The sequence below is a fragment of the Veillonella atypica KON genome, from assembly GCF_002959915.1.
GTDB classification, from domain to species: Bacteria; Bacillota; Negativicutes; order Veillonellales; family Veillonellaceae; genus Veillonella; species Veillonella atypica.
Genome location: NZ_PPDE01000001.1, coordinates 57851 through 76647, shown reverse-complemented (window position 1 = coordinate 76647; position 18797 = coordinate 57851). Strand labels below are relative to the sequence as shown.

Annotated in this window: 19 protein-coding genes; 2 read left to right on the top strand and 17 right to left on the bottom strand. The window is 40.1% G+C overall.

The annotated features are described in order from the left end of the window. Window positions 1–43 precede the first annotated feature (43 nt). A complete protein-coding gene (locus VAHSUH02_RS00380) occupies window positions 44–1033 on the top strand; it encodes an AEC family transporter (protein ID WP_005382119.1) in 990 nt (329 codons plus the stop codon). An 88-nt stretch (window positions 1034–1121) separates the two neighbouring features. On the opposite strand, the gene VAHSUH02_RS00375 is transcribed toward VAHSUH02_RS00380, so the two are convergent. The 9 genes from VAHSUH02_RS00375 to glmS all read right to left on the bottom strand — a co-directional run bounded on the left by VAHSUH02_RS00375 (window position 1122) and on the right by glmS (window position 9300). Further along, window positions 1122–1412, bottom strand: a complete 291-nt coding sequence (locus VAHSUH02_RS00375) for an ArsR/SmtB family transcription factor (protein ID WP_005379548.1) — start codon at window positions 1410–1412, stop codon at window positions 1122–1124. Window positions 1413–1535: 123 nt separating this feature from the next. Further along, window positions 1536–1982: a universal stress protein gene (locus VAHSUH02_RS00370; protein ID WP_005379465.1), complete on the bottom strand. Its 447-nt coding sequence runs from the start codon at window positions 1980–1982 to the stop codon at window positions 1536–1538. Between the two features lie 141 nt (window positions 1983–2123). Further along, a complete protein-coding gene (locus VAHSUH02_RS00365) occupies window positions 2124–3389 on the bottom strand; it encodes a hypothetical protein (RefSeq protein WP_005382118.1) in 1266 nt (421 codons plus the stop codon). Between the two features lie 55 nt (window positions 3390–3444). Continuing rightward, complete coding sequence (locus VAHSUH02_RS00360; protein WP_005379467.1) at window positions 3445–4203, bottom strand: amino acid ABC transporter ATP-binding protein; 759 nt, start codon at window positions 4201–4203, stop codon at window positions 3445–3447. Window positions 4204–4212: 9 nt separating this feature from the next. Continuing rightward, window positions 4213–4869, bottom strand: coding sequence for an amino acid ABC transporter permease (locus tag VAHSUH02_RS00355; RefSeq protein ID WP_005379533.1), 657 nt, complete (start codon window positions 4867–4869; stop codon window positions 4213–4215). Window positions 4870–4992: 123 nt separating this feature from the next. Then, window positions 4993–5805, bottom strand: a complete 813-nt coding sequence (locus VAHSUH02_RS00350) for an amino acid ABC transporter substrate-binding protein (protein ID WP_005379507.1) — start codon at window positions 5803–5805, stop codon at window positions 4993–4995. Between the two features lie 103 nt (window positions 5806–5908). Continuing rightward, window positions 5909–6394 (bottom strand): hypothetical protein, encoded by a 486-nt coding sequence (locus VAHSUH02_RS00345; RefSeq protein ID WP_005379491.1) that lies wholly within the window; start codon window positions 6392–6394, stop codon window positions 5909–5911. A gap of 28 nt (window positions 6395–6422) precedes the next feature. Then, window positions 6423–7409 carry a tryptophan--tRNA ligase gene (gene trpS / locus VAHSUH02_RS00340; RefSeq protein ID WP_005379509.1) on the bottom strand — a complete coding sequence of 329 codons (987 nt, stop codon included), beginning with the start codon at window positions 7407–7409 and terminating at the stop codon, window positions 6423–6425. Between the two features lie 58 nt (window positions 7410–7467). Continuing rightward, window positions 7468–9300 carry a glutamine--fructose-6-phosphate transaminase (isomerizing) gene (gene glmS / locus VAHSUH02_RS00335; protein ID WP_005382115.1) on the bottom strand — a complete coding sequence of 611 codons (1833 nt, stop codon included), beginning with the start codon at window positions 9298–9300 and terminating at the stop codon, window positions 7468–7470. Between the two features lie 554 nt (window positions 9301–9854). Here glmS and VAHSUH02_RS00330 point away from each other — a divergent pair. Then, on the top strand, window positions 9855–11207 hold the full coding sequence (locus VAHSUH02_RS00330; RefSeq protein WP_038148418.1) for a hypothetical protein: 1353 nt from the start codon (window positions 9855–9857) through the stop codon (window positions 11205–11207). A gap of 126 nt (window positions 11208–11333) precedes the next feature. Here the strand turns inward: VAHSUH02_RS00330 and glmM are convergent, their stop codons facing one another. The 8 genes from glmM to VAHSUH02_RS00290 form a co-directional block, all read right to left on the bottom strand. Beyond that, the gene (gene glmM / locus VAHSUH02_RS00325) at window positions 11334–12686 is read right to left on the bottom strand and encodes a phosphoglucosamine mutase (protein ID WP_005379550.1); all 1353 of its coding nucleotides are present in this window, start codon (window positions 12684–12686) and stop codon (window positions 11334–11336) included. 135 nt (window positions 12687–12821) lie between these two features. Further along, complete coding sequence (locus tag VAHSUH02_RS00320) at window positions 12822–14423, bottom strand: NAD(P)/FAD-dependent oxidoreductase (protein ID WP_005382113.1); 1602 nt, start codon at window positions 14421–14423, stop codon at window positions 12822–12824. 2 nt (window positions 14424–14425) lie between these two features. Then, window positions 14426–15343: a CdaR family protein gene (locus tag VAHSUH02_RS00315; protein ID WP_038148412.1), complete on the bottom strand. Its 918-nt coding sequence runs from the start codon at window positions 15341–15343 to the stop codon at window positions 14426–14428. Then, window positions 15340–16152 (bottom strand): diadenylate cyclase CdaA, encoded by an 813-nt coding sequence (gene cdaA / locus VAHSUH02_RS00310; RefSeq protein ID WP_005382111.1) that lies wholly within the window; start codon window positions 16150–16152, stop codon window positions 15340–15342. Before cdaA ends, VAHSUH02_RS00315 begins: the two co-directional genes overlap by 4 nt. A 99-nt stretch (window positions 16153–16251) precedes the next feature. Further along, entirely contained in the window at window positions 16252–16566 is a 315-nt protein-coding gene (locus tag VAHSUH02_RS00305; protein WP_005382110.1) for an XdhC family protein, read from the bottom strand. Next, complete coding sequence (locus VAHSUH02_RS00300; RefSeq protein WP_038148410.1) at window positions 16556–17287, bottom strand: XdhC family protein; 732 nt, start codon at window positions 17285–17287, stop codon at window positions 16556–16558. The genes VAHSUH02_RS00305 and VAHSUH02_RS00300 overlap by 11 nt, the downstream gene beginning before the upstream one ends. Further along, window positions 17271–18083 (bottom strand): selenium-dependent molybdenum cofactor biosynthesis protein YqeB, encoded by an 813-nt coding sequence (gene yqeB / locus VAHSUH02_RS00295; protein ID WP_005375441.1) that lies wholly within the window; start codon window positions 18081–18083, stop codon window positions 17271–17273. Before yqeB ends, VAHSUH02_RS00300 begins: the two co-directional genes overlap by 17 nt. Beyond that, a complete protein-coding gene (locus VAHSUH02_RS00290; RefSeq protein WP_038148449.1) occupies window positions 18080–18796 on the bottom strand; it encodes a nucleotidyltransferase family protein in 717 nt (238 codons plus the stop codon). The genes yqeB and VAHSUH02_RS00290 overlap by 4 nt, the downstream gene beginning before the upstream one ends. Window position 18797 lies beyond the last annotated feature (1 nt).

Sequence of the window (18797 nt, the reverse complement as noted above, 5' to 3'; positions counted from 1 at the left end):
TTGTAATCACAATTATACATATTATAGAACTCTAGGTGAGACCATGAATTTATTAATATTAATAGGCCATATCTTCATGAATTCCATGATTCCTATATTTATGCTTATAGGCGTTGGATTTGTATTAGATAAAAAATTTAAACTTGACTTATATACACTGAGCAAACTTAATTTCTATATATTATTGCCCACCTTCGTATTTAGGGCGATGTATGAGGCTAAATTCACTTCAAGTACATTGGAAATTGTTTTCTGTGCACTGTGTGTACTCATACTAAACTCTATTATTTCTGAAATTATTGGGCGCATACGGGGTTACGATGTAGCTAAAATCGCAACATTAAAAAACTGTGTCATGTTCAATAATGTAGGTAATATGGGGGTTGCCCTTGCCATCTTTGTATTTGCTAATGTACCATATGTCATCGATGGGGCCACGCCCTATGCCAACTTAGGACTCGTGAGTGTAGTATCTATCATGATTATTCAAACTATTACGAGCAATACTTATGGATTCTATCAAGCAGGTGCAGGTCGATTGAGTACGAAAGATGCACTAAATGTCGTATTCCACATGCCCATGGTATACGCCATTCCACTAGCCTTACTATGCCAATTATTGCCATTTGATCTTCACGGGCTCTTCTTCTTTGCTCCCCTCAACATCTTTGCTAACGCCTTCGTTGGTGTAGCCATGATAGCCTTAGGGGTACAAATTAACCGGACCCCATTGAATTTCTTTAAAGCTGACGTCATGTTAGCCAGTGCATTACGACTTATCATAAGTCCCCTATTAGCCGCTGTTATGACCATACTATTTATTATCTTCTATGGTCCTATGCATCCAATTGCGGCACAAACAATCGTCATTACCTATAGCGTACCAACGGCTATCAACATGGCCCTCATCGCTATCGAAATGAAAAACAACCCAGAATACGCTACGCAAATCGTAATGGGTACCACCATATTATCGGCAGTGACCATGCCACTCTTTATCACATTCGCTTATTATATATTTCCATTATACTAAAAATATATACATCAAAAGGGAGCCCCGAGAGGCTCCCTTTCTTGTATCTAATTCATATAATGCAATGTGATAGACCAGGTACAGTACTCTATTGATGTGATACGTGATCCATACCCATTCGTACAAGGCCTTCTACATGATCATCATTTAAAGAATAATATGCAGTTTTCCCTTCCTTGCGATATGTTACAAGACGAGCTTGTCGCAATACTCGCAACTGATGTGAAATAGCAGATTGTCCCATGCCCATTGTCTCTGCAATATGATTAACACACATCTCATTTTCTAGCAGTATCTCAACAATCTTTAGGCGCGTTGGATCGCCAAGAATCTTAAACAATTCTGCTAACTTTAACAATGATTCGTTCCCGTCGATCATAGGGATCCTTTCTTTTAAACTAACACTAATAATCTATCTAAATTTAAATACTATCTCTATGATATCTATTATATACAAAAAAAGGCTTTGTACACAATGACAAAGCCTTTAAATTGTATGATATTATTTAACGACCAATACTGGGCAAGAGGAATGACTAGTTACATAGCTACTTACACTACCCATGAATAAACCTTTCAAAGGTCCAAGACCACGGCTACCCATTACGATAAGATCAGCATTGTATTTTTTAGCAACAGCTAACAATGCTGGGCCAGGGGAACCAACTTCAAATACAGATTTAACTTTAACACCTGTAGGAATTTCTTTCACTACATCGTTCAAAATTTCTTTACCTGTTTCTTCCATGTCTTCTGCAATTTGTTCAGACACATAGCCACCAGAAATTGGTGTTTGATCAAAGTTGGAAATAGCAGATACAATATTTGCTACATGAACAACAATCAATTCTGCTTTGTTACGATCTGCTACTGCAAGTGCATGTTCTAGTGCACGTTTAGCATTTTCAGAACCATCAGTAGGTACGACAATAGTTTTGTAGGTAACCATATTAACCCCTCCTATTTCTAATCCCCATGAAGGGATATGATTAAAAATCGTTTAGTCTATTTATAATATTCTAGACGAATTAGGAAAAATCCTCTTTTTTTGATTAGGATTTATATACATTATAGCACATTTTTTTGCAGATTAAAGAACTTGAGACGAATTATTGATATTTAAAGAATTCGTTAACTTAAATCCATCTAAAATATCGATTAGTTCAGGTGTAGTCAATACAGTACCAATTGGTGCTATCATGCGAGCTACACCGACATTGCCATTATTTCCAAGAATAATCGTAGCTCCGAATGTAACAGTTTCCGCCGTATTCGTATCTGCGACTTCAGGATTCTTCATTGTCCCAGCTACATAAAACATAACGGCACCATCAATAATATGTGTTTCATATCGTTCAATGGTGGCCTTATTTACATCCACCAAAGATTTCACGTATTGGTCACCTAGCATCTGCTTGCCCATCATCGTAGGCATAGCACTGCTCACCGCTTGTACAGGAACAGAAAAACTTTCTATGTCGAGACGAATCTTATCCTTTGTGAAAGTAATCTTTTTAGGGTCATTAATGCGTGAAAATCCTTTAGGACTAACGAATTTCAAACCTTCTGCTACATTGATATCACTGGAACCTGACAATAGTTTCTTAACATTATTTAATGTAGAGCCAGTCTTCTTAGTATCTAACAAAGAAAATGAAGGAACTGTCGTTTCCATAAGACCTTGTTCCATAAATTTAGCCTGAATAGGTGGATACGTACTTACAAGATTATAGCGATGCGTTGGATCTTTTTCCATAATAAATTCAGCTTCAAAAATAGAATGAACCTTTTCCGTAGATGTCATCTCTGCATAGGACTTCGGTGTCGTGCGGCTCCAGCGTGCTGCTTGTGCACCCTTTTTAGGGAAGAATCCGCCCACTATATCGTTAGTATCAAATACATTACTATGTTGACGCCAAATACGAAGGTATTCTTCATCCGTCATACCCTTAATTGGAACATCATACCATGTTGTATTCCACACCTTTTGTGACACATTGCCTTGCGGTGTATTATTTCTCTTTGTAAAAGACACGGTATAGGCGTCGTCTTGATTTGGTCCAGACAAATTAAAGGAATACCCCTGTATATGTTCACTTTCACTCCGTACATCCATATCAATCATAACACCATCATTTACACGCCAAGGAATGGTGAAAGTATAACCGTGTTTCGTATCCTTTACAACCGTATTCATCTTAGTAGCATACGATTTATATTGCTCTGGCAATACGGAAAGAGCATCTGCTTGCGAGGCTACGATAGACTTTGGCGTAGCATGTTCAGGAGAGGCTCCGTAAGCAACGCTAGATACGATGGACAATCCAGCTAATACTAATGCGATAGGTAATTTCATAAAGTTCCTTTCATATATGTGAAGGTACCACCTATGATTACATAGGTGGTAAGGATTATAACATATTTTCTAAAAAAGCTTTAGTTCTAGGAGATTGCGGATTGGTAAACAATTGTTCCGGTTCCCCTTCTTCTTGAATGATACCATCTGCCATAAAGATGATACGATCTGAAACTTCTCGAGCAAAGTTCATTTCATGGGTAACAATAATCATAGTCATCCGATCATCGGCTAGTTGTTTAATCGTTTTTAATACTTCTCCAGTCAATTCTGGATCAAGGGCAGACGTTGGTTCATCAAAGAGCATAATTTCTGGGTTCATGGCTAATGCACGAGCAATTGCCACACGCTGTTGTTGACCGCCAGACAATCTAGAGGGATACATATCTCGTTTATCCCAAAGACCTACTTTATTAAGTAAGCGTTCTGCGATTGGCATAATATCGGTATCTTTCATACCTTTTACCATACGCGGTGCCACCATAATATTTTCAAGAACAGTCATATGGGGGAACAAATTGAAGGATTGGAATACCATACCCATGCGAAGTAATAAATCATGCATGGTATGTTTATCAGCGTAGGTAACGACGCCGCTAGCATCTGTAGATGCCAACGTTACACCATCAACGGTAATAGTACCACCGTCAATCGTTTCCAACTGACCTAAGCAGCGCAAAAATGTAGACTTACCGGAGCCAGATGGGCCGATAATAGATACAATTTCGCCCTTATTCATTTGCAAGGAAACATCTTTCAATACCACATTATTATTAAAGTGTTTCTCTATGCGTTCCATATTTACAAAAGTCATAATTACCTCTTACTCATCATATACAGAGAAACGTTTTTCTAAATAATTAAAGATATTTGTCAAAATAAATGTAAAGATTAGATAGAATATAGCGGCCACAAGGAACGCAGAAATATCAAAATCACGTTGTACAATAGATTTTGTAATACGCAAAATATCATTCATAGCTAATACGTATACGAGGGATGTATCTTTTAATAAGTTAATCGTTTCGTTGGCAAGTGGTGGCAACACGCGTTTAAACATTTGTGGCAAAATTATGGTACGCATCGTTTGACCATAGGTAAAACCAAGAACCTTTGCCCCTTCATATTGACCACGTGGAATCGATTGGATACCGCCGCGGAAGATTTCACAAAGGTACGCTGCATAGTTGAGTACAAATGTAACCACAGCAGCCGTTGCATCATCCATTTGGATAGCCCCATCCGTCATGATTGGCAATGCAAAGTACATGAATAAAATTTGTAACATCAACGGCGTACCACGCATTAGATATACAAAGGCTTCAACAATTTTATCGACTACAGGAAGCTTAGATAGTCGCAGTAAAGCTAATATGATACCACCAGGTATAGATAGTACCCATACGACACAGAACAGTGCAATGGTGACCTTAAGCCCATCCGCAATGGTCGGGATAATCTGCAATAAATAATCTAACATGAAATACTCCTTCAAAACACGAATAGAGAAGAGGCACATGGCCTCTTCTCTAGTGTACATTTCGTTCTTTAATTATCAGTTGTACATACTGACCACAGTACTATTAGTATATCACGAATCGTACTATTTAGCATCGCTCTTATCTAGATCTGCGCTAGAGCCCAACCATTTTTCAACAATTTTATCAGCAGTACCATCTTTTTTCATTTCGGCTAAGATACTATTGATTTTATCGCGTAATGCGGTATCATCTTTGCGGAACCCTACAGCAAAGTTATCTACGCCGTAATCAGTGCCTTCTACAATTTTGTATTTGCCAGGTTCTTTTGTCATGAGGTAACGAGCAATAACACCATCAGCGATAACTGCATCGACACGACCAATGCCAAGATCCATGAATGCACTTACGAAATCAGCATAGGATTTAATTTCTTTAACGGTTTTGCCACTAGGATCGTTTTGTAATGCAGATTCACCAGTACTAGCTTGTTGCACACCTACAACCTTGCCAGCAAGATCAGATTTACCCTTGATAGCATTATCATCGTTACGAACAACGATGTATTGTTTATCTTTCATATATGTATCGGAGAACAAGATATTTTTCTCACGTTCAGGAGAAACAGTTAAACCATTCCACAATACGTCGATTTTCTTAGATTTTAACTCCGCTTCTTTGCTGGACCAGTCAATCGCTTTAAACTCAACGTCCATACCAGCACGCTTAGCAGCCTCTTTAGCCAAGTCGATATCTAACCCTACGATTTCACCTTTATCATCTTTAAAGCCCATTGGTGGAAAGCTATCATCTAGACCAATAACAATTTTCTTAGGTAATTGAGTATCAGCCTTCTTTGTATCACTACCACAACCGCTTACAAAAGCCATCATAGAAACTGCAGCCAAACCTACAGCCATAATCTTTTTCCAGTTCATAATATCCTCCACACAATATGTTATAGGTCATGTTTTAACTTATGAACCTATTATACTTTAGCATATTAAAGTTGTAAATAGTTAAATCAATAAATTTACAAAATTATATATCATGTGTATCTCTATAATGTTTTATGGCGGCTTGAAGGCGCATTTTATCCTTATATGGTGCAAGTTGCAGATCTAAAGGTACTACATAAATGCCACCATGAGTATTAACGGCTTGTAGTTCTTTCCAATCAGGCGTAAACCCAACTACGCTTTCAAAAGGAACATACACATAGTAATCATCTAAATTAATGGCACTACGAAAATAGTCACGTAAATTTGTCGGTCTCTGTTTGATAACAAAGCCTTTTTCACAAATATATACAAGCACTACATCGAGCCCGTGTACCCACCATAACAAGCAAACGACCAATGCATAACAAAGCATGCGATTACCTATATCATGTGGGGCCCATTTAATGAGGGCAACACAAATTACAATGCCTAGAATCCGTCCTAGCCACTGTACGGCCTTATGTGTGGTGACCATGTGCTTTACATGGCCACCCGAAAATCGTTCGCTTACCTCTTGTTTTGTCATAATTGACCTCAAAAGTGTATGTAAATACTTATTTACGGCAAAGCCCCATCGCTTGTTCAACCTTGCGATACATCATAGATGCTTTTGCATGTGCTTTTGCAGCACCTTCATCTAAAATGACATCTAGTTCAGGGCTTGTTATGAGTTCATTGTATCGTTGTTGAATTGGTTCAAGTGTTGCTACAAGCAAATCAGCAATATCCGATTTAAATGCGCCATACCCTTTACCAGCATACATTTCTTCGATAGCTTCATAGCTGTCTTTTGTGATAGCACGGTAAATGCCCATCAAGTTAGAAATGCCAGGTTTGTTTTCTTTATCGTAACGCACCGCGTTGTCAGAGTCAGTTTGAGCGCGTTTCAATTTTTTCACGATCAAGTCTGGTGCATCCAAAAGACGAATTGTAGCATTTTGGTTATCATCAGATTTACTCATTTTCTTAGTTGGCTCTTGTAAGCTCATAACGCGAGCACCACCTTCGCCTACCTTGATATCAGGTACTACGAAAGTTTCTCCAAATCTACGGTTAAAACGCTCTGCCAAATTACGAGTCAACTCAAGATGTTGTTTTTGGTCCTCACCTACTGGAACATAGTTAGTACCATATAACAAAATATCTGCCGCCATCAATGGTGGATACGTAAGCAACGCTGTAGGAATAGAGTCACCTTGCTTTTGAGATTTATCCTTATATTGTGTCATACGTTCTAATTCGCCTACATAGCTGATAGATTGCATAACCCAACCAAGTTTTACATGTTCAGGTACTTCGGATTGAACAAATAAAGTTACCTTTTTAGGATCTAGGCCAACAGCAAGATACAAGGCTGCCAAATTACGAGTATTTTGAAATAACTCTGTTGGATCTTGTGGTACTGTAATCGCATGTTGGTTAACGATACAATAGTAACATTCATCAGTATCTTGATAGTCTAAGAAATTACGTAAAGCCCCCAAATAGTTACCAAGTGTCAATTCACCACTTGGTTGGATGCCGGAAAATATAACTGCCATAATAGTCTCCCTATATTGAAATAAACCAACAGTGCCGAGGCACTGTTGGTTATATATATTATTCTACGGTTACAGATTTAGCTAAGTTACGTGGTTTATCTACATCTGCGCCGCGTGTAATCGCTGCGTAATACGCCAATAATTGCAATGGTACAACAGCGAGGATTGGAGCGATGAATTTATTCGCACGAGGCACATAAATCGTATGGTCTACGTGTTTAGACAATTCTTCGTCACCCTTCATACCGATACCAATTACAACCGCTTCACGCGCTTTTACTTCGCGGATGTTGCTGATCATCTTATCGTACACATCTTCTTGTGTAGCCAATGCGATAACAGGTACGCCTTCTTCAATAAGAGCCAATGTACCATGTTTCAACTCGCCACCAGCATATGCTTCAGCATGGATGTAAGAAATTTCTTTCAATTTCAAAGCACCTTCCATCGCTACTGCATAATCGATAGCACGGCCTAAGAAGAATGCATCAGATTTGAAGCCATAATGTTTTGCAAAGGCTTTCATATCTTCGTCTACTTCAAAGATTTCATGAATCAATGTAGGCAAGCTTTTAACACCGCAAAGGATTTCTCCGCCTAAAGCCGGATCCATTTTACCATTTAATTGGCCAAGGTATACAGCGAACAACAAGCCTGCTACTAATTGAGTAGTATACGCTTTTGTAGACGCCACAGAGATTTCAGGACCTGCCCATGTGTACACAGTGTTATCTGCTTCACGGGAAATACTGGAACCTACTACGTTTGTAATTGCCAAGGATTTAGCGCCATGACGTTTAGCCTCTTTCAAAGCAGCCAATGTATCAGACGTTTCACCGGATTGACTGATAACGATACATAATGTTTTATCATCAGTCAACGGATTGCTATAACGATACTCAGATGCAATTTCCACATTTACAGGAATGCGCGCCAAGTTTTCAATATATTGTTTTGTTACAAGACCTGCATGGTATGCTGTACCACATGCAACGATGAGGATTTTATTGAAAGCTGCTACATCGTCAGCAGTCCAATTTAACTCATCAAAGATTACTGTTTTACCATCTTCGGAGATATGTGTACCGAATGTATCGCGCACAGCTTTTGGTTGGTCATGAATTTCTTTCAACATGAAATGTTCATAACCACCTTTTTCAGCAGCCTCTGCATTCCAGCTTACATGGAATACTTCTTTATCAATAGTATTGCCTGCACGATCAAATACGGATACATTATCACGTGTTACGATAGCCAATTCACCATCGTTTAAGATGTATGTATCACGTGTGTAGTTAATGATTGCTGGAATATCGGAAGCAACGAAGTTTTCCCCTTTGCCAAGGCCGATAACCAATGGGTTTTCTTTTTTAGTACAAATGATTTTGTCCGGCTCATCAGCACAGATAATTTCAAGAGCATACGCACCGTCAACACGATCAAGCATGCGACGAACAGTACTTACGAAATCGCCATCGTACATATCCTCTAATAAATGAGCCACTACTTCTGTATCAGTTTCAGATTTGAAATGGTACCCTTTTTCGATGAGCTCTTCTTTTAAAGGCATGTAGTTTTCAATGATACCGTTGTGAACAACAGCAAATTTACCATCTTCAGAGGAGTGAGGATGGGCGTTCATATCGGATGGACGACCATGAGTAGCCCAACGAGTATGACCAATACCTACAGTCCCTTCATTAGGATCTGCTTTTACAATCGCCTCAAGATTAGCTAGACGGCCAACCTTTTTTTGAATTTTAATTACATTTTCAGGGCCGATAACAGCAATACCTGCAGAGTCATAACCACGGTATTCTAATTTCGCCATACCGTCCAATAAGAAATCAGATGCTTGATTAAAGCCAATGTATCCTACGATACCGCACATAAGTATATCCTCCTATAACTGGGGGTATTTCTAGCCCCAGCCAACAACTAAGGCTAACTAATTAATGTTCTAGATTAATGTTTCAATTATGTATTAATTATTACTTTAATACAATTCATTCAGATACACTTTGTCTCCATTGTTACCAATGGGCTTTTTAGTATCTGTTACGACATGAATGTGCCGGAAGAGCATCCGCTGATTATTCGATCACTCTTCACCTCGTCTACCCTAACGACTGCCTTCGCGGGTACTTGCGCTATTCGCCTTTACGAATTTGGAACTCCTTTCACTCATATGTGGCAGAACTAGTACAATTGTAATCATACTAAATTATATTATACTAAATCGATGTAATGAATGTAAAGAATCTAGGCCTTATGAAAGCATTAAACACGAGATATAACGCTTATTTTCATAGGGGTACATAAAGCCAAACGATTTCATAGATCATTCATACACCATCATTATACTACTTATTATAAAAATTTTATACAATCATATTTATCAAAATTTATATGATATATATTTATTGTCTACCAGGAGAGATTACAATGAATACACAAAATAATAAAACACATAAAAAGACAACATCTCTAAACCATAAACACTCATATAGAAAATTACGCCGTTGGGTCCTTCCTGCCGTATTAGGTGCCGCCCTTTCTACATTGGCATTCCTTCCAACCTTTGCAGAAGACATACCAAGTGCACCACCAGCTGGAAATCCACCTATGAGTGCACCTAATGGGCCAGTTCCAAAAGCTGAAGCTAATCCTAATACTTTCACAGGTACTACGGTAGCAACCGAAAATAAAGCCATTGCGCATGAATTGATATCTAATACAACATCAGATCAAAATGCGTTCATCGGCAAAGATAAAGCAGTCATAACCATCGAAAACAGCGTATTCGATAAAACAGGCAATACGACAAACGATGACAATAGTAATTTCCGTGGTCAAAACGCAGTAATACTCGGTATCGACGGTAGTCAAATCAACATCAAAGGCAGCAATATTACATCCAATTCCAATGGCTCGAATGCAGTATTTGCCACTGGTGAAGGTTCTGTCATCAACGTAGAGAATACTAATATTCACACAAAGAGCGATTCCTCCCGCGGTTTAGATGCCACTTATAAAGGCACTGTAAACGGCAGAAATCTTACTATTACAACCGAAGGTGCTCACTCTGCTACATTAGCTACAGACCGTGGCGAAGGTACCATTACAGCAGAGGCTGCCAAATTAACAACATCTGGTGAAGGTAGCCCTATTATCTACTCTACTGGTAATATCACAGCTGACTATATTACGGGCGAAGCTAAAAACAGTGAAATTGGTGTCGTAGAAGGCAAAAATTCCATCACACTTACCAACTCTAATGTAACAGGCTACAAAGACAATGGTTTTATGTTATACCAAAGCTTTTCTGGTGATGCTGAAAGTGGTATTGCCCGTCTCAAAGCAGAAAACAACTCACTCACCACCCATGCTACAGGCGCTTTCATCTATGTGAACAACACCACTGCAGAGGTAGACCTTACTGGCAATGCTATCTCTACTCCCAATACTACAACACTAGTGAAAGCAGCGGCCGACTCCCGTTGGGGCAAAACCGGTGAAAATGGCGGTCACCTTACACTTCGCGCCTCCAACCAAGCCTTAAACGGCAATATTGTAGCCGATGCAATTAGCACCATTGCGCTAGACATGACAAATGGATCTAGTTTAGTTGGCGCTATAAACACTGACAATACGGCAAAAGAAATTACATTGAAACTCAGCAAAGATTCCACTTGGACACTTACAGGCGATAGCTATATAAAATCCTTAACGAACGAAGATACAACAGGTGAAAACATTCACTTGAATGGATATAAACTCGTTGTTGCTGATAAATAATGACAAAAGCACTACTCTGAATAATTACAATTCAAAGTAGTGCTTTTTTATCAAAATTATATAGCTATTCAGTGACTCAGCATTTGCAAGCTCACAAACGCTCCTCTGCCGCCTCACACCCTACTTTTATTCCGCAAGTCCTTGTTCTCTACCGATGATATCAGCAATTTCTTGGCATAAGGCTTGTAGTGCTTCTTGGTCTGGACCTTCAGCCATTACGCGGATGAGTGGTTCTGTACCAGATGCACGTACCAATACGCGACCTTCGTCACCAAGTTCACCTTCAGCTGTTACGATAGCAGCCTTAATAATATCGTTTTCTTCCCAACCAGTCTTTGTAGCAACGCGTACGTTTATAAGAACTTGTGGGTATTTTGTCATGATGCCAGCCAATTCAGAAAGTGGTTGGCCTTTTTCTTTTACAAGAGCCGCCACTTGAACAGCAGTCAACATGCCATCACCAGTTGTGTTATGATCGAGGAAAATAACGTGACCAGATTGTTCACCGCCAATGGAAAGGTCGTGTTCACGCATATATTCCAATACATAGCGGTCACCAACAGCAGTAGAAACGGTTTTCATACCAAGTTCTTCAGCTGCTTTGTGAAAGCCAATATTACTCATAACGGTACCAACTACGGTATCGCCTTTGAGCTTACCTTCTTCTTTCAATTTAAGAGCGCATAATAGCATGATTTGGTCGCCATCGAGGACTTGACCTTTTTCGTCTACTAACAAGCAACGATCTGCATCACCATCATTGGCAATGCCTAAATCAGCATGGTGTTGTTGAACAGCTACTTGCAAGCCTTCGATATGGGTAGAACCGCAATGATGATTGATGTTCAAACCATCTGGATTGACATTGATATTGATCACCTTTGCACCAAGACCAGACAAAATTTCAGGACCTACGCTAGAAGCGGCACCATTCGCGCCATCATAGACAATCGTTAAACCTTCAAGGGATGTATCGATTGTATGACGAACAAAGTGAGCATAGTGATGTGCAAGATTTGCATTATACTCTACACGACCAATGCCAGCACCTGTAGGACGAGGTAATTCGTTATCTGCACTTTGACGTACATATACTTCTAATTGATCTTCTACTTCATCTGGTAATTTAAAACCACTACCATCAAAGAATTTAATACCATTATCTGGGAATGGGTTATGAGATGCAGAAATAACAGCGCCCGCATCAAAACCTTGTTGCTTTACAAGGTATGCTACAGCAGGTGTAGGAATGACTCCCGCCATAACTACATTACCGCCTACAGAACAGATGCCAGATGCCAACGCGCATTCCAACATGGAACCAGAGATACGCGTATCTCTACCAATTAAAAATGTAGGATGTTCTTTTTCTTTACCAAAATGTGTTGCCGCTGCACGCCCCAAATGGTATGCCAATTCAGGTGTTAAAAATTCATTAACAACGCCACGTACACCATCAGTACCAAATAATCGAGCCATATTCTCCTCCGTTTACAAACGAATGTATTTCAATCTATGTTGTGTGTATTATATCACACGAGTTTGTACAATTTATAAAATCCAGGTTGAGCTTTCACCATAGCACGTAAATGTATAAATCTATTTGTAAAAGTATCATTCATTAGGTTTTGCATACATGCTCATGCACGCAATCGCCGTTTCTGCACCATCCAAGGCGGCACTCATGATGCCACCCGCATAGCCTGCACCTTCCCCCATCGGGTAAAAGCCACCGACTGTAGTGGATACGCGATTTTCATCACGTCCCATACGAAGTGGAGAAGATGTGCGCGTTTCAACGCCGGTCATACAGATTTCAGGGTTATCAAAGCCTTTGATACGGCGTCCCCAATACGGTAAGGCCCGTTCTAAAACAGACGATACATAATCAGGTAAACACTGGTGCAAATCGCAATCTACGATATGAGGTTCATAACTATGTATACTGCTTTCAACAGACGGCGCATCAGCCTGGCCTAAGAAAGAACCTACCGTTTGAGCCGGTGCATTAAAGTTTGAACCACCCAATTTATAAGCCTTGCGTTCCCATTCTCGTTGAAATGCCACGCCATCTAAAGGATGGGTACCAAAATCATCAGGGCCTACATTTACAACGATAGCACTATTAGCAACGCCACTATCACGAGCATACAAGCTCATACCATTAGTTACAACACCACCCGGTTCGGATGCAGATGCTACTACCTGTCCACCAGGACACATACAGAAGCTATAGGCAGTGCGTCCCGATTCCTTATCATGATATACCAAGGAATACTCAGCAGCGCCTAGTCCTAGGCTCTTTGGATCCACACCGTACTGAGATTGATCTATGACATCTTGAGGATGTTCAATGCGAACACCGATAGCAAATGGTTTAGCTATCATATCGATACCGCGTTTAAATAACATTTCATACGTATCTCGCGCGCTATGACCTACACCAGATAAAACTAGAGTCGTATCAATACGTTCCGCACCATTCACCTCGATACCGACCACATGGTCCTGATTAACAAATACATCGGTTACCTTAGCTCCAAAGCGGACTTCGCCGCCCCATTCGATAATGCGCTCACGCATGGCTTTTACCATATGACGTAATTTATCTGTTCCTACGTGAGGTTTATGCTTGTATAGGATTTCTTCCGGTGCCCCGAATTCTACAAAGTATTTTGAAATTTCATGCAACCGCGGATGTGTGACGCGCGTAGTCAATTTACCATCAGAAAATGTACCGGCCCCACCTTCACCGAATTGAACATTTGATTCCGGTTTAAAGGATCCCGTTTTCCAAAATGTTTCCACATCCTTTGCACGAGTATCTACATCTTGTCCCCGTTCTAACACGATAGGGCGATAGCCTTCACGGGCTAAGTAAAAGGCCGCCATCATACCTGCGGGACCAAAGCCCATCACAACAGGCCTATGTGCTAAAGGTCTATCACCAATTACAATCGGTTCTGGATCCTCAGGTGTAAATAAGGTAACATCCTTTTGCTTGCCTAGTTTCTTGATGATTTTTTCTTCATGTTGAGCCTCTACAAAAAGGGTGTACACAAATACAATATTAGGTTTCTTACGAGCATCAACAGCACGTCTTACCACATGAATTTTCTGTATATATCCCTTTAGTTGAGGGTATTTCTTTTCTACTATTTCCTCAATCGTAGCCTTTACGGTAACGGCTACGCGAAGATTTATTATTCTTATCATATCTATGCTTTTCTTTGTATATCCACTGTTACATGAACCGTAGTCATTTTACTAGTAAGGCCATCAGGAATTACTATATTATAGGTACCATCAATAGGTGCCGTAGCATTACTTATATCAATAGATTCCGTCTTAAGATCCGAAACAGAATCCACCATTTCTTCACGGCCTGTAATTGTTACTTGTACAGGCTTAATCGTAATACCTTTGACTTCATAACCATCCGCTACTTGACCTACGGTTATTGCCGAAATAGGTACGGCTTTATCTTTTCTAAGTAAATTTAATTCATACTGTGCTTGGCCTTGTGTTGGGCTAATATTTACATCGAGCACATTGCCCGCATTATCCCAAGCTTCCAAATCAGCAACAGCACTAAAATTTTTAGTTTGACCAGCCACATTAACCTTCATGACAACTCGTGTGGCAGCCATTACTTGTTGTTTACGACCGGATACGGTAACTTCCTTCGGAATGACTGTAACCGATTTTAATGCTACATTATCCGGAATTTGTCCGATTGGCACAATTTCAACAGGTAATTTCTTTGATGCATATTCATCAACATTAATCGTTACTGTATCAGGTTTGATTTCAACTATGCTCATCCCCGATGGTGGATTAAAGTGGATGGTTACATTATTTTGACCCGTTGAAACCCCTGACGCATCTATATAAGCCTTAAGGTTTTCAGACTTCAAATTAATAATCGTATCGCGAGGCCCACTAAGCGTAACGCGTACATATTGAGGTGCATCCTCTATGATGTAATTAGCTGCCAAATTTTGCACCTGTACAGGCACCGTATAGGAAACCTCCATCACAGGATTTTGGTCGCGCATAATAAAAAACCACATGACGATGGCTGCCAATAATGAAAGTATTTTTGCAGGCCAGTTGCGTTTCAAATGAATCATCATTTCTTGCCACCCCATTTCCACATGCTCGTAATATTTTGACGAGGTCTTTCCATAAATGTACGAAGGGCCTCTTTAATTTGATCTTCTGGTAAATGACGATAAATATGTCCGCCATAGGTATAAGAAATGACACCCGTTTCTTCGCTGACAACAACGACAACTGCATCTGTTTGTTCAGACAGACCGATAGCCGCGCGATGACGTGTACCAAGTTCGGTACTCAATGTACGGTCCTCGGTAAGCGGCAATAGACAACCTGCAGCCTGAATGCGACCATTACGGATAATCATAGCCCCATCATGAAGAGGTGTACTAGGAACGAAAATATTTTTAATCAATTCCCGACTAAGTACAGCATCAACAATAATGCCTGTATCAATAAAGTCGTTTAAGCCTACCTCCCGTTCAAATACGATGAGGGCCCCTGTATGTTCACGAGACATAACGCGTGCAGCAGCCATCACTTCATTGATAGTCATGTCCATTTCTTCTTCGTTTACATTCTGTGCTTTACTAAAAATACGGCCACGCCCAAGTTGCTCTAGGGCTCGACGTAATTCCGGTTGGAACACGACAGGTAAAGCAAAGAGGATAACGGTCATCCCTTGTTGGAGAATCCAGTTAATAACATACAGATTCATTACATGGCTTAAAACATTCAAAATAGCCAAAAATAATAACCCTTTTAGCAAGGCTACAGCGCGTGTATCCTTTAAGAGTTTATACATATAATAAATACCGATAGCAACCGTCAAGATATCGATGAGATCAAGGATTCTAAAGGTATGTATGAGGGCTTCAAAATGCATATGTGCAACTCCTTATACAAAATAATAAGGTACAGCCATTACATTAGCTGTACCTTATATTTTATCGCATTTTATGAGCACTGTAAATTTAAAACGAAGTCATACATTCTGCGTTTTAATCCATACATCCATGCAACCGCCACAGACCATGCCTTCTTTTACGGCTATATCATCATTTAATTTTACTTCAATACGTCGATGTTGCTCCTTCTTCTTCATGGAATCAATAGCACTGAGGCGTATTTCATTTTCTGCGCGGCCACCGCCAATAGTGCCAAAAATAGATCCATCAGGGAATACAACCATCGAGGTACCTGCTTTACGAGGCGTAGAACCAGCCGTATGAAGAATTGTTGCCACTGCTAGTGTTTCATCTGTGCGATGACTCAAATATTCTACAAACTCACGATTCATGACTTACAACTCTCTTTCTGCGTAAAAACTGACCTTGTTTACCTCGTACAACAGCAAGGTACTCACTGACGATAGATAAAGCAATTTCCTCTGGTGTTTGAGCACCTAAATCTAGGCCAATAGGAGCATAGATCATATCGAGTTCCTCTTGCGTCCAACCTTTGGCTTTCAAATTTTCTAATGCATAATGAATGCGTTGTTGACTGCCCATAACACCCATATAAGTAGGCAGTTGATCTCTCAATTGTTCAAGGCATGTGTTATCGAATTCATGGGCTCTCGTAACGATAATAAATCCATTATATTCATCAAGAGGTAACTTGTCTCTAAAATCATCCAAAGGCAAACATTTTCTTGTTACACGCTCATCAAAGAATTCAGGCACCACATATTCAGGTCGATCATCAACAACAGTAGCACGACATCCGATAAATAATAATAAATCCGTAATAGCACGGCTTACATGGCCTGCCCCAAGGACAAGTACAGATGGATCCTTTTCAACAGGTTCAACAAAACATTCAGTGCTACCAAATACACATAAAGTATTCGGCTTGACTCTATTTAGTGTAAAGCCTTCTATAGCGTCACCATATAATATATCCCCATCCTGATTATAGATAGTTCTATCCCCTTGACGAGGCCCCGATAGGATGGTCACCAAAAATGTTGGCTCCGTCACCTGTAATCGGTCTTTCATAATATCATAAATGCTTTCCATCTTTATTCCTTTCATAGTCCCATGCAGTAACAGCCTCTAAGACACCGCCGCCAACAGCGAGGGATTTGTCAGAAATACTATAACAATGCGATTCCTCACAACGAGCATCCACATCAGCCAATTTAAAATGGTCAGATACGATAAGTCCCGTTTTTAAAATGCCCCGTAATGTACCGGTAATCTTAGCCCGCACCGGTTCTTCATCAACATAACCAATCACTTCGTTAGCTTGCACCTCGTCACCAATATGACGTTTAGCTGTAAATACCCCTGCCTTGGGCGAATGAATCACCCGTTCATGGGTATAACCACCCACATTGCCAGGAATACCCGTATTAGGTTCCGCTTCACCATCATAAATGCAGCGTCCTAAATTATGGCCACGCATAGTTTCGATGACTACATTCACATCGCGGCCAGCGCTAAATCCGGGACCTACACCAATAACAAAGGGCGCATCGAGTCTAGTAGTTCCTACATTCTTTTTAGCCAAAATGGCATCTACAACAACATCCGGATGCAGTTGATCTAATAACTCTTCATAGGACGATGTTACAACAGGAATCACACCTTGTGATAACGTATCCTGAATTTCACCGATACACACATGACGTGCAACCAACCGTTCAAGAATCATTTCACCGCAATGAACAGCATTACCATAACTCACCTCTCTACGAATCATAGTAGGTATAGCAATTTCATTAACTACTACAGGGTACCCTGCACGTCTCAATCTATAAATTGCACCGGAAGCGATATCGCCGCCTCCACGCACAAGTATTAAAGGCTTCATACACCCTCACTTTCACGATGTTGCAAATCGTTATAATCCTCTGGCGTATCTATATCAAATCCCCATTCAGGAATAATACTTACATATTCTACAAAATTATGCCCCACACCACGAATGATCGTTCGTCCACCTTGGTCACCCTCGATGTGTTGCAAGTCCTCAAACCAATGGGCACCAAACAAAACTGGATTGCCAGGGTGTTGAGTTATTCCATATTTAGGTACTACGATTGTTCTATTTGTTTCATCCCTATGCTGTTGAAAGCTAGTAATGAGTTGTTCAACAACCATTGGATTCAGTAACGGTTGATCAGACACCGAGCAAATAATACCATCTAAAGTGCGTGTGCCAAATTTATTCATCAAGTATTTCACGCCTAATGCGATGGATGTACCTTGACCTAAATCAGAACATTCATTATGAATAATGGAAAATCCATACCTACTAGCAATATGGTCAATATCATGGTCCCCACCTGTAACGGCAACCATTGGATAGGTTTTTAAATTCCATGAAGGATTAGTTTGTTCCCAGCCAATTTGTAATGCATGACATACCGCGTCAAGAATCGTCTTTCCGCGCCACGGAAGTAATTGCTTATTTGTTCCCATTCGTCGAGACTGACCTGCTGCTAACAAAACAATGCCAATACGAGGTGTTTCTCGTGAAAGGGCGCCCCCTAAGGGAGCGCTTTCACCTGTCTTATATTCCATT